This window comes from Francisella noatunensis subsp. noatunensis (assembly GCF_009823375.1).
GTDB lineage: Bacteria > Pseudomonadota > Gammaproteobacteria > Francisellales > Francisellaceae > Francisella > Francisella noatunensis.
The window spans coordinates 1-12,621 of record NZ_WBSX01000049.1; the positions used below are offsets into that span (position 1 = coordinate 1).

Below are 12,621 nucleotides of genomic sequence, written 5' to 3' on the forward strand. Positions count from 1 at the left end.
TAGCTTTTTAACTTTACAGGATAGCTTATGATTATTTGAAGTTCTGCGGCTTTGATATAGCTTCTGTGCTATCTCAGCATTATAGTCACTATTTATACTAGTGCGATTAAGTTCCTTTTTTATAGCTCTTTCACTATAGCCAATTTTATTGGCTATTTGAGATGTTTGGTATCCTAATTTAAGTAATTCTTCTATACAATATCTATTTGAAAGAGTTAAGTGCTTTGGCATTTTTTAGTTCCTTATCGTTTATTTTAGTTTCGTCAAAACCTAATAAACTATATTTGGAACTCTCTTTCAACTATTTAAAACTTTCAGAATACAATCTAGCTCATATTAACAGCAAAACTTAATTTAAAATTACCTTCATACGCATTAGCTACTTTCAAAAAACCATCCTTAGATGTAGCTAAAAATACAAAATTAGTCTGCAAGCCATCTTTGTTATATGAAAGGTTAACATTACCACCCGACTGCATAAAATATAAACGTGTTAATGTTGGTATAATGTTAGTAGTTTCATCAAAATTACCAAAATTTACAGTTGATAATGCAGCATATGTATAAATAGGTAATTTATTAAGATTACCTAATATAAAGTACACGCCGCCTGGAGTTGCAGACCACTTACCATTAATCGTATAGGTACTTAAAGAGGCATATACAGAAGTCCACTCACCTAACGTACTCGCCACATAATATTCTAGCGCATAGTTGTTAATTGAGTTTGCTGATACTCCATTTTGATTATCTCTACCCCATGTTGGTGTAAAGGAGGCCATCCCTCCTACATATAAGTAATCATCTTTTAATAAACCATTTTGACGCGATAAGATAACAAATTCTGGATTACCAGTTTCTTGCTGTGTATTAAGCATTGCTTGAGAGAATATTACATTATTTTTTATTCCTTGATAGAATGGTGGTTTGACCTTATCTGCATGAGATAGTTTTAAAAGAGATTTTCCTACATCAAAAGTTGATCCTGGTGTGATAGATTCTCCTTCATACTGTTCAACAGTATCCAAAGCTGAATCATCTTGCGAAACATTTCCTTTTGATTCATCAGTATCAACTAGTTTTTGTTGTGTATTGATATCTGTAACATCACTTGCAGCATAGACATCATAAGTCAGCATAAGCAAACTTATTAGTATTAGAAAAATATTTTTCATCTATGCGCAATAAATATTGATTAAATTTAAATAGAAAATAATAGAATAATAGATAAATTATAAATCTACAACATGACCTGATAAGTATTCAGCCACACCTTCAGGAGATGCTTTCATACCCTCATCACCTTTGTTCCAACCAGCAGGACAAACTTCACCATGCTCTTCATGGAACTGTAATGCTTCTACCATTCTGATTACTTCATCCATGTTTCTACCTAGTGGAAGATCGTTAACAACCTGATGACGAACAACTCCAGATTTATCAATCAAGAAAGTACTTCTGAATGCCATACCACCTTCTGATTGTACATCATAAGCTTTAACAATTTCTTGATTAATATCTGCAACCATAGTGTACTGAACTGGTCCAATACCACCTTCATTAATTGGAGTATTTCTCCAAGCATTGTGAGTAAAATGAGAATCTATAGATACAGAAACCACTTCAACTCCAAGCTCTTTTAATTTAGCTGTTCTTTTATCTAAAGCGATAAGTTCAGATGGGCAAACAAATGTGAAGTCTAATGGATAGAATACAACAACTGCATACTTGCCTTGAATAGCTTTAGCGAAGTCATAGCTATCAACAATCTCACCAGTTCCTAATACAGCTGGTGCATTGAATATAGGGGCTTTTTTACCTACTAATACCATAATTTTATCCTCCATTTATACAAAGTTTTATGGTCAATTTCTAAATTTAACGCTTCTAATTTTGCTTACTAATTATACTTATGTCAACTCTATTTATCGTATATAATAGTTGATAATAATACTTATTAACAAAATTTAATATGCTTTTACCTGTTCATGATGACACTAAACTCCTAATTTTTGACTGTGATGGAACAATTGCAAATAATATGAATATACATATTGATGCTTGGCTTAGTGTTTTAAAAAATACCAAGCCTGAAGTAGAATCTATTGATTTCGATAAATACAATGGACTACCAAGTGAATATATACTCAAAGAAGTATTTAAGTTCAGTGATGTTGAAACTCCAATAATTGCTGAAAAAATTAAAGAAGCTTCTTACGAGCTGCTAAGTCAAACAAAACCTATACAACCTATAGTTGATTTAGTTATCCATTATCATAATAAAATGCCCATGATTGTTATATCTGGTGGTAAAAAAGTTAATGTACTTAGATCGCTAGATGTTCTAGGACTTACTGATTATTTTGATAAGATAATTACAGCAGATGACTCACATCCAAATAAAAGCTCGCCTGAAGCATTTACATTATTAGCTAATAAATACAATGTCAAACCTCGTGAATGTCACGTGTTTGAAGATGGCTTACCAGGTCTTATTAGCGCATTGCAGGCTGGAATGACTATTACTGATGTTAGAAATATTAACTTAAGATAAGAAAGAGCAAATTTAAACTATGAAAAAAAGTATACTTTTGAGCATGATGTTGTTCTCCTCTTTAGGATATACACAAGTCGTAGATACAGCAACATGGACAACTCAAGATATTGAAAAGAATTTTAAAACAAAATACTTTTGTAATAAAAATTTATCAAAAGAGGATTGTGATAAAAATTTTAGAAACATGAAGGAATATGGTATCGATGTTAATTCTCTTGGCAACCAAGACATAAAAGATATCCAGCTTGACAAAATATCATATACAACAACTAATTCTTTTCCAGCTACTGGAGAGACAACATCTCATGTATCTGGACTTGTAATGCTTCCTGATACTAATCATCCAAAAGGAGTAGTTTTATACTATCACCCTACTGTATTTGATAATGCTGGCGTCCCCTCTAATTTAGATAAAAAAAATGAAACTAGCTTATATCTCAATACAATTTATGCTGCTATATATGCTGCTAATGGATATATTGTTGTTGCTCCTGATTATATTGGTCAAGGAGATGACTATAAAAACTACCACCCTTATGTTTTATACCCAAAACAGACTATTAATACAGCAGTTGATTTATTGAATAATGTTAGTTCTAATATTCGTAAGAAATATAGTCTAAAAGATAATTCTACGCTAAATCTTTTTTCTGTTGGTTATTCTGAAGGTGGTGCATACTCTATATGGACAGCTAAATGTTTAGGTTGGCGTGGTGACTGTGAAAGTGTAGATAAATTAGATACTCTATATAGATATAGATCTGCAGCTGGCTTAAGTGGAGCCTACGATGTCAGTAAGACCACCTTAAATTTCATGACTGATAACAATGATTCTAGTAAATATTTCCTGCATAGCAAACTTATCACATCAATGCTAAAACCTGGATTAATGGCAAATACTTTTATGAGCTACCTGAATTATAGTAACGTTTCAAAAACCATTAGCATAAATGATTTTGATAAAGGCTTCTTTGAAATGCAATGCTCAACATTCTCTCAAGAAAAGTGTGATATTGAAGGCAAACGTTATAACTTTGACACATTATTCTTACAAAAGCATTTACCAAACAATCAATTTGCTGCTGCTATATTTAATAGCGCATTATATAAAAAGTTCCCTAACCAAGAATCCACTTCTCACTATGCCATACCTACTGGTAATAACTCAATGTATGATTTATTTAATGAAAAAATATTCACCAATAAAGAACTCATTGAAACCATGAAAGCTGCGAATATTATTGATTTTGGCAAAAAAACTAGAACTCCTTTATATCTGTTTGCACTCAAAGAGGACTCCGTAGTAACTCGACTTAATTATGACAAATTCATGCGAAATGCTAATGCTATTGTTGATAGTTTTGTATTAGATAACAACAAAATTCTAACGAATACTACAGATTGGCTACCAGTTCAACTTGATATCAATGAAGTAGATCACGTTACTGGTGAGACTTATGCAAATCTATTTGCTTATAAATATATTGATGATATGAATAAGGTATACTTATAAGATTATGATTGATGCAATTACTCAAAGAACTAGTATTTTAGTAAATGAAATTGGAATTACAAAACTTGAGAATGCAAATATTTTTGTAGCAGGTTGTGGTGGCGTTGGTTCTTATGTGATTAAAGCTCTTGCTAGAGCGGGGATTGGTAATCTTACTATAGTTGATATGGACAGAGTTGATTCATCAAATATTAACCGCCAACTTATTGCTTTACATAGCACTATTGGTAAGCCTAAGGTAGAAGTTATGAAGCAACGCATCAATGATATCAATCCTCTATGTAAGGTTAATGCTTTAGAAACTTTTATAAATCCAGAAAATACCCTTGAGCTACTTAGAAATGAGAAGTACGACTATGTAATTGATGCTATAGATACTCTTAATGCTAAAGTTAATCTCGTAAAAATAGCTCATCAAGATCTTGGTATAAAAACAATATCAAGTATGGAGGCTGAAGGCAAAACTAATCCCACACAAATAAAAGTAGCAGATATATATAAAACTGACGTATGTGCCCTAGCACAAACGATGCGAACAAGATTAAAAAAAACAGCTTGTTTCAAAGGGGATCAAAGCAGTATTCTCAACACAGAAAGGCATCAGCCCTCTTCCACCAAGTGATCCAGAGCCAAATCAACAAGGTAGATCTAGAGCAACAAATGGAACCCTCAGCTATATGCCATCACTATTTGGTCTCACAATAGCAGGCATTGTTATCAACGATATTGTTGGCGATGATTTTAATAAATAAAAATATTTCAAACCCTAGAAATACGTTTCTATATCATTTACCCTAATAAATAGAATACAATCAAAAATTATTTAAAGAATGCCAAAAAAGATCAGACTTAGGTACATACTACTTATTATAATAATTGTTACTGTCGTAGTTTTTTTCTCAAATACATCATCTGATATACAAGTTGACGCTAATATGGGAGCTTGTGAGATACTAGATCAAAATCCTAGCTGGAAATCATCTCTTAAAAAAGCTCAAGATAAATACAACCTCCCTCCTGCTTTTGCAATGGGGTTAATCTATCAAGAGTCTCGCTTTGATGCTGAGGCAAAAAGTAACTATTCAACAGCTTATGGTTATGCCCAAGCAATAAATAGCACATGGAAACATTTTCAAGATGAGGTTAAGCCTAATGCCAAAAGAAATAATTTTGATGATAGCATACAGTTTATAGGCTGGTATATGTCCCAACTTACAAAATCTTTAAAACTTAAGATGAGTGATAGCGAAAATCTATACATGGCATATATGCTTGCAGCAACAGGATTTAAACGCTATAAGGCTAGCACATTTAAAAATAAAGCTAAGATTGAAGAAGATAAAAATATAGCAAATAAAGTTAAAGCTTATACAGCTCTTTATAAATCTCAGCTTAAAGACTGTAAGATCTAAAATCTATACGCTAGTGTAGTCATTACCTTTGACTGAAGTTTCATTATAGCTTTTACAGGCTTAGGTAACTTTTTACCACCTGCCTTCTCTGCTTCTATAGCGTGATCTGATTCATCAAGATACATTTGTTTAAGTATCTCTCGTGAGCGATTATCATTCACTGGCAAATTTTTCAAATGTGAATCCAAGTGTTTCATAACCTGCTTTTCTGTCTCTACAACGAAACCATAACTTAAACTATCACTGATAGAGCCCGCAGTTGCCCCTATTCCAAATGATGCCCAATACCAAAAAGGATTAAGTAAACTTGGCTTAGCCCCTAATTCTTCTAATCGCTCCGCACACCATGCTAGATGATCATATTCTTCATCAGCAGCATGATATAAATGCTCTTTAGTTTGCGCTGATTTTGCTACAGATGCCTGACCTCTGTAGAGTCCTTGAGCACAAATCTCTCCCGTATAATCAACCCGCATTAATCCAGCAGCATGTTTTTTATCATTATCGGATAATTGACCATCTACCGTATCATCACTTGGTGACTTTCTATTAGGATTAAGAGGCTGTTTTGTAAATCTTGCATAACTATCAATTTCCTCAACAACTCTATCTAAAAAAGATAATTTTCTCATAACTGATCTTCCTAGTTAAATAAAACCAAATAGCGCATTAGCAGCAACAAGTGAAAAAAGCAAATTAAGTATCAAAAATACCCAACCCACAGAGTATCCTTCTTTAATAGAAAATATAGCATAGATAGCTAACACTATACCACAAACTACCATGGGCTCATTTCTACCTAATAGTATACCAAAACACAAAGCCACAAGCCCTACAAAAGCACATACTCTAGCTATATTTATTTTATATTTGCTAAAATAAAAGATTGAAAACGCGATTGCTAAGATTATAAATATTAACAAACTATATATTTCGGGAAAATTAAAAAAAACCATTGTAGCGCTAACAAATGCAATACCTTGCAAACCACTAAAAAATGGTTCCTTTTGAATAACAGCTGATAAAAACAAGAAAAAAGTCGCAAAAAAAAACTATAAGATTTTTTTGAGTACATCTGTTTCAACTAAACCAAACATAAATATGATTAGGCCTATAATTCCCACCAATAAGCCTGAGTTGTTCATAACTTTTTTTAACATACAAAAAATCAAATAAGTTTAATTAAAAACTATTATAATTATAAACTATAATCGTTACAAAAGTTTTCATTGAATAACAGCTAAACTATTAGTTATAATTATGAAATATCTTTTTTGATTCATTTTTTAGCATAATTAAGGAGATTTTAATGGCTAGAAAGAAAATAGCGCTTATTGGTGCTGGTAATATTGGTGGAACACTTGCTCATTTATCACTAATCAAGCAGCTAGGTGATGTGGTTCTTTTTGATATAGCTCTAGGCATGCCTCAAGGTAAAGCTCTAGACTTATTACAAACTTGCCCTATCGAAGGAGTTGATTTCAAAGTTAGAGGTACAAATAATTATAAAGATCTAGAACACTCTGATGTAGTAATAGTAACAGCTGGTGTACCAAGAAAACCTGGTATGTCTCGCGATGACTTACTTGGCATTAATATCAAAGTAATGCAGGCTGTGGGTGAAGGTATCAAACACAACTGCCCAGATGCATTTGTAATATGTATCACAAATCCTCTTGATATCATGGTAAATATGCTACAAAAGTTCTCAGGTGTTCCTGATAACAAAATTGTTGGTATGGCTGGTGTACTAGATTCAGCAAGATTTAAAACTTTCTTAGCAGACGAGCTAAATGTTTCTGTACAACAAGTTCAAGCTTATGTAATGGGTGGACATGGAGATACTATGGTACCTCTTACAAAAATGTCTAATGTTGCTGGCGTATCTCTAGAGCAACTAGTCAAAGAAGGCAAAATCAGCCAAGAAAGACTAGACTCTATAGTAGCTAGAACTAGAAATGGTGGTGGTGAGATTGTAGCTCTACTAAAAACTGGTTCTGCTTATTATGCTCCAGCTGCTGCAGGTATCCAAATGGCGGAAAGTTATCTAAGAGATAAAAAAATGATTCTTCCATGTGCTGCAAAAATAAAAGCTGGTATGTATGGTATTGATGAAGATCTATTTGTAGGTGTACCTACTGAAATTTCTGCAAATGGTGTAAGACCTATACAAGTTGAAATTTCTGATAAAGAAAAAGAACAATTACAATTATCAATCAATGCTGTAAAAGAACTAAACAAAGCCGCTGCTGAGATTTTAGCAAATTAATTTTCTGACAAGTTTAGACAGTAAGTGTTGTACTGTCTACATCTCATAACTGATTCAGCAAAGTCAAGTATAATATTTGACTTTTTAGTATTCTAAAATTAGAAAAAATTGATAAAATTTCACTATCTAGAATGTCAATTATACTAATTTAGTATAGATTATGCTCAACCTAGTATTTTTGAAAATACTTTAAAATTAAATAGGGTTTTTATTTATTATGTCTAATGAAAAATACCTTGGCATAGATATAGATATATCTAAGGATCGTGCGCTTTCAGAGCAAGCACAACAGTTACTTACTAACTATTATTGTCTTGAGAATGAACCCTCTCCACAATACGCGTTTGCAAGAGCTTCTGTGGCATATTCTTTTGGTGACATTAATCTTGCACAACGTATATATGATGCTGCATCTAAAGGTTGGTTTATGTTTGCATCTCCTGTGCTTTCAAACGCACCTCTTCCGGGTGCAAAAGTTAAATCATTACCAATTAGTTGCTTCTTGTCTTATGTGCCTGATTCGTTGGAAGGTCTTATTGAGCACTCATCTGAACTAAGATGGCTATCTGTAAAAGGTGGTGGCGTTGGTGGTCACTGGTCTAATGTAAGAGCAGTTTCCGACAAAGCTCCAGGACCAATACCTTTTATGCATACTGTTGATGCAGACATGGTTGCTTATAGACAAGGTAAAACTCGTAAAGGCTCTTATGCTGCATATATGGATATATCTCATCCTGATATAGTTGAGTTTGTCGGCATACGTGTCCCTACTGGTGATGTAAATAGGAAATGTCTAAATCTACACCATGCTGTCAACTTAACTGATGAATTCATGCAAGCGATCGCCAATGATGAAGATTGGAAACTTATAGATCCAGATGATAAGACAGTCAGAGACATCATAAAAGCTCGTAAATTATGGGAAACTATACTTGAGACGCGTTATCGTACTGGTGAACCGTATCTAAACTTTATTGACACTGCAAATAGAGCCCTACCAAAATCTCAAAAAGAACTTGGTTTGACAATCAAAGGTTCTAATTTATGTAACGAGATTCATCTAGTAACTGATGAGAAACGTACCGCAGTTTGCTGTCTTTCTTCAGTAAATTTAGAAAAGTATGATGAATGGAAAGATACATCTCTAATTAAAGATTTAATTAGATTTTTAGACAATGTCTTACAATTTTTTATAGATCATGCAGGGGATGAGATCGCTAAAGCTAGATATAGTGCTTCTCGTGAAAGAAGTCTTGGCTTAGGTGCTATGGGTTTTCATTCTTATTTACAAAAACACAATGTACCTTTTGAATCTCAAAGAGCAGAACAAATTAATGAAGAGATATTTAAACGTATAAAAGAGCAAGCTGTAGAAGAAACTCTAATACTTGGCCGTGAAAAAGGAGAAGCTCCTGATATGGCTGGTACAGGTCGTAGAAATGCTCACCTACTAGCAATAGCTCCTAATGCTAACAGCTCGTTAATATTAAATACTTCTCCAAGTATAGAGCCTTGGAAAGCAAATGCATTTACATCTAGGACTAGAGTAGGTTCGCATTTAACCAAAAATAAATACTTAGAAAAAGAATTAGAAAAAATTGGCAAAAATACTGAAGAGGTATGGTCTGATATTATTACTAATGGTGGCTCTGTTCAACAGCTAGATTTTTTAAGTGATGAAATTAAATCTGTATTTAAAACAGCTATTGAAATGGATCAAGATTGGGTAGTATATTTAGGTGGTCAAAGACAAAAATATCTGTGTCAGGGACAGTCTTTGAATATATTTTTGCCAGCTGGTGCTTCACGTGGATATATTCACAAAGTACACTTCAATGCTTGGAAGTATGGTTGTAAAGGACTATATTACTTGAGAACTGAAACTTCTAATAGAGCTGAAAACATCTCTAAAAAAGTTGAAAAGAATAGGCTTGTAGAGTTCTCTGAATTAAAGCAATCTGAGAATGAATGTATAGCTTGCGAGGGATAAAAGATGAAAGTAAAAATATATACAAGAAATGATTGCCCATTTTGTGTTTGGGCTAAACAATGGTTTGATGAAAATGAAATAATATTTGAAGAAACTATAATAGATGATCACTCTCAACGTCTTAGATTCTATGAAGAAATGAATCAAAGTGGTAAGGTTGCATTTCCAATCTCAACTGTACCACAAATATTTATTGATGATGAACATATTGGTGGCTTTACAGATCTTAAAGCTAATGCAAAAGAAATTTTAGCTAAAAAATAGGTAAATAATGGTGGAAGTAAAGATATATACAAAAACAAGTTGTCCTTTTTGCGACCTTGCAAAAAGTTGGTTTGGTGCAAATGATATTCCTTTTACACAAATTACTCTTGATGATGATCAAGAAAGATTAAATTTCTATGCTGAAGTAAATAAGAATATTCTTCTTGTTGAAGAGCATATTAAATCTGTGCCTCAGATATTTGTTGGTGATGTCCATATTGGTGGCTATGACAATCTTATGGCTAGAGCTAGCGAGGTTATCGCTCGTGTTAAAGGTTCATCATTGACAACCTTTTCAAAAACGTATAAACCTTTTAGCTATCCTTGGGCTGTTGATCTAACCGTCAAACATGAAAAAGCTCATTGGATAGAAGATGAGATTGATTTGTCAGAAGATGTTACTGATTGGAAAAATGGCAAAATCACTAAAGTTGAAAAAGAGTATATTACTAATATTCTAAGGCTATTTACTCAATCTGATGTAGCCGTTGGTCAAAACTATTATGATCAATTCATCCCAGCTTTTAAAAATAATGAAGTTAGAAACATGCTAGGTTCATTTGCAGCTCGTGAAGGTATTCATCAAAGAGCATACGCCCTTCTAAATGATACTCTTGGTCTTCCTGACTCTGAATATCATGCTTTCTTAGAATATAAAGCGATGACAGATAAAATCGATTTTATGATGGATGCTGATCCTAGTACTCGTCGTGGTTTAGGACTTTGTCTTGCTAAGACAGTATTTAATGAAGGTGTAGCCTTATTTGCATCATTTGCAATGTTACTTAACTTCCAACGCTTTGGCAAAATGAAAGGAATGGGTAAAGTCGTTGAGTGGTCAATTCGTGACGAGTCGATGCATGTTGAAGGTAACGCCGCATTATTTAGAATGTACTGTCAAGAAAATCTATATATAGTTGATAATCAATTTAAAAAAGAAATATATCTAATGGCTACTAAAGCTATTGAGCTTGAAGATAAATTTATTGATTTAGCTTATGAGATCGGTACTATCGAAGGTCTAAAAGCTGATGAAGTAAAAGAATATATTCGTCATATTACAGATAGACGTTTAAATCAGCTTGGTTTGAATGAAATATATAATATTGATAAAAATCCTCTTACTTGGTTGGAGTGGATCTTAAATGGTGCTGATCATACAAACTTCTTTGAAAACCGAGTAACAGAATATGAGGTTGCAGGTCTAACTGGTAATTGGGATGAGGCTTACCAGCATTAATTCTGCTTTTGTTATTTTTTTCATAATTAGTTTCACTTATATTCCTTACAAAAATTTTAAATATCTATTTCTTATAAAGTTATGTTTTAATATTCATAGGTAGTATAATAAATATTAAAAATGAATTTTCAAAATTTAGAAAATATTATTAACCATGATATTTCACGTGGCTTCTCAGGGGTTGCAGTGAACGTAGTTTTCCATAACAAATCTATTTACAAAAATAATTTTGGTTACGCATATGGTATAATCAAGAAGGAAATCTTGTCAGTAATCCACAAACTTTTAAAGATAACATGCTTTTGATATAGCTTCTCTGACAAAGATCTTCGCAACTACTTATGCAATTATGTACTTATATGAGCAACAAAAAAATTAAACTAGATGATAAGATAACAAAATACATTCCAGAGTTTAAATTTGAGAATACCTCTTATATTCCAACTATTCGAGATTTATTAAATCATGCTACTGGTGTAGCTCCATTTTTTGATTTCTATAATAACCGTATTGCAGATTTCTCTATATAGCCAAGATAGAGAGACTACTATCAAATTCTTAAAAACAAAGATGCCCGTCGTTGAACCCGCACAAAATATTGTATTTACTCAGATATAGGTATGCAAATATTGGGATGTTTAATTGAGACTATGACAAATCAAAGAATGGATGATTTCCTAGAAGAGAATATCTATTCGAAAGTAGGATCTCAAAATACCTGTTTTAATCCTTTGGAAAAAGGCTATTTACCAAATCAAATAGTAGCAACTCAAATTAATGGCCATACTAATTGTGGTACAACTAGTTTTAATAAGCTAGATTGTATTCTCAATGTTTATAGAGATACCAAAATGTACTTCATTAGGTGTCAAGTAATTTAAACATTTCTTAGGTCTATTATTCAAGTCTATCTGTAACTTTCTAATGTATTGATGAGATATATTGTTAAAGTTAGTACCTTTAGGTATAAATTGTCTGATATACCTATTCATGTTTTCATTAGTACCTCTTTGCCAAGGACTGTATGGATCAGCAAAGAATACTTTGATGCCAGTCTTGCTAGTTAGCTTCTTATGTTTAGCAAACTCTTTACCATTATCAAATGTAGCTGTTAATATTTTATGACCATTAGATACTTTGTACAATATTCTATTGATTGAATTAGCTGTTCTATCTATAGACTTGGCTAAAATAGTAAATCTGCTAGCTCTATCGACCATTGTTACAATAGCACTTTTATGGTCTTTACCAACAATAGTGTCACCTTCAAAGTGATAAAGATTTTTTCTATTAGCACTGCTAGGTCTTTCAGAAATACTCGCTCTATCCTTTATCTTAACTTGTTTAGAGTCACCTTCTTTTTTGTATTTATATTG

The 12,621-nt window shown here is 32.6% G+C and carries 12 protein-coding genes and 3 pseudogenes; 9 read left to right on the top strand and 6 right to left on the bottom strand.

Going from position 1 to position 12,621, the window contains the following annotated elements; translation table 11 throughout:
• From F8C69_RS05285 to F8C69_RS05295, 3 genes and pseudogenes are all read right to left on the bottom strand, one after another.
• The coding region (locus F8C69_RS05285; protein WP_159183974.1) for a helix-turn-helix domain-containing protein at nucleotides 1–231 on the bottom strand (231 nt) is incomplete at its 3' end.
• A 101-nt stretch (nucleotides 232–332) separates the two neighbouring features.
• Nucleotides 333–1,175, bottom strand: a pseudogene (locus tag F8C69_RS05290) (hypothetical protein); the annotation flags it as partial.
• Between the two features lie 57 nt (nucleotides 1,176–1,232).
• Nucleotides 1,233–1,832 carry a peroxiredoxin gene (locus F8C69_RS05295; RefSeq protein WP_159184458.1) on the bottom strand — a complete coding sequence of 200 codons (600 nt, stop codon included), beginning with the start codon at nucleotides 1,830–1,832 and terminating at the stop codon, nucleotides 1,233–1,235.
• A gap of 140 nt (nucleotides 1,833–1,972) precedes the next feature.
• On the opposite strand from F8C69_RS05295, the gene F8C69_RS05300 reads away from it, so the two are divergent.
• The 4 genes and pseudogenes from F8C69_RS05300 to F8C69_RS05315 all read left to right on the top strand — a co-directional run bounded on the left by F8C69_RS05300 (nucleotide 1,973) and on the right by F8C69_RS05315 (nucleotide 5,482).
• On the top strand, nucleotides 1,973–2,554 hold the full coding sequence (locus F8C69_RS05300; protein WP_159184459.1) for an HAD family hydrolase: 582 nt from the start codon (nucleotides 1,973–1,975) through the stop codon (nucleotides 2,552–2,554).
• Nucleotides 2,555–2,573: 19 nt separating this feature from the next.
• Nucleotides 2,574–4,070, top strand: a complete 1,497-nt coding sequence (locus F8C69_RS05305; RefSeq protein ID WP_159184460.1) for an alpha/beta hydrolase family protein — start codon at nucleotides 2,574–2,576, stop codon at nucleotides 4,068–4,070.
• Between the two features lie 4 nt (nucleotides 4,071–4,074).
• A pseudogene (locus F8C69_RS05310) lies at nucleotides 4,075–4,822 on the top strand (tRNA threonylcarbamoyladenosine dehydratase).
• Nucleotides 4,823–4,900: 78 nt separating this feature from the next.
• Nucleotides 4,901–5,482, top strand: a complete 582-nt coding sequence (locus F8C69_RS05315) for a transglycosylase SLT domain-containing protein (RefSeq protein WP_159184461.1) — start codon at nucleotides 4,901–4,903, stop codon at nucleotides 5,480–5,482.
• Here the strand turns inward: F8C69_RS05315 and coq7 are convergent.
• Together coq7 and F8C69_RS05325 are read right to left on the bottom strand one after the other, a co-directional pair.
• Nucleotides 5,479–6,114 carry a 2-polyprenyl-3-methyl-6-methoxy-1,4-benzoquinone monooxygenase gene (gene coq7 / locus F8C69_RS05320; protein ID WP_159184462.1) on the bottom strand — a complete coding sequence of 212 codons (636 nt, stop codon included), beginning with the start codon at nucleotides 6,112–6,114 and terminating at the stop codon, nucleotides 5,479–5,481. The genes F8C69_RS05315 and coq7 overlap by 4 nt on opposite strands.
• A gap of 15 nt (nucleotides 6,115–6,129) precedes the next feature.
• Nucleotides 6,130–6,642 (bottom strand): annotated as a pseudogene (locus F8C69_RS05325) (MFS transporter).
• A 149-nt stretch (nucleotides 6,643–6,791) separates the two neighbouring features.
• Here F8C69_RS05325 and mdh point away from each other — a divergent pair.
• From mdh to F8C69_RS11200, 5 genes are all read left to right on the top strand, one after another.
• Nucleotides 6,792–7,751, top strand: a complete 960-nt coding sequence (gene mdh / locus F8C69_RS05330; RefSeq protein WP_159184463.1) for a malate dehydrogenase — start codon at nucleotides 6,792–6,794, stop codon at nucleotides 7,749–7,751.
• A 217-nt stretch (nucleotides 7,752–7,968) separates the two neighbouring features.
• Nucleotides 7,969–9,741 (top strand): ribonucleoside-diphosphate reductase subunit alpha, encoded by a 1,773-nt coding sequence (locus F8C69_RS05335; RefSeq protein WP_159184464.1) that lies wholly within the window; start codon nucleotides 7,969–7,971, stop codon nucleotides 9,739–9,741.
• A 3-nt stretch (nucleotides 9,742–9,744) separates the two neighbouring features.
• Nucleotides 9,745–10,005 (top strand): glutaredoxin, encoded by a 261-nt coding sequence (locus F8C69_RS05340; RefSeq protein WP_159184465.1) that lies wholly within the window; start codon nucleotides 9,745–9,747, stop codon nucleotides 10,003–10,005.
• A 7-nt stretch (nucleotides 10,006–10,012) separates the two neighbouring features.
• Complete coding sequence (locus tag F8C69_RS05345) at nucleotides 10,013–11,245, top strand: ribonucleotide-diphosphate reductase subunit beta (protein ID WP_159184466.1); 1,233 nt, start codon at nucleotides 10,013–10,015, stop codon at nucleotides 11,243–11,245.
• 359 nt (nucleotides 11,246–11,604) lie between these two features.
• Nucleotides 11,605–11,775, top strand: coding sequence for a serine hydrolase (locus tag F8C69_RS11200; protein ID WP_307838241.1), 171 nt, complete (start codon nucleotides 11,605–11,607; stop codon nucleotides 11,773–11,775).
• Between the two features lie 285 nt (nucleotides 11,776–12,060).
• Here the strand turns inward: F8C69_RS11200 and F8C69_RS05355 are convergent.
• Nucleotides 12,061–12,621: IS30 family transposase (locus tag F8C69_RS05355; RefSeq protein ID WP_159183759.1), on the bottom strand; the 561-nt coding region annotated here is incomplete at its 5' end.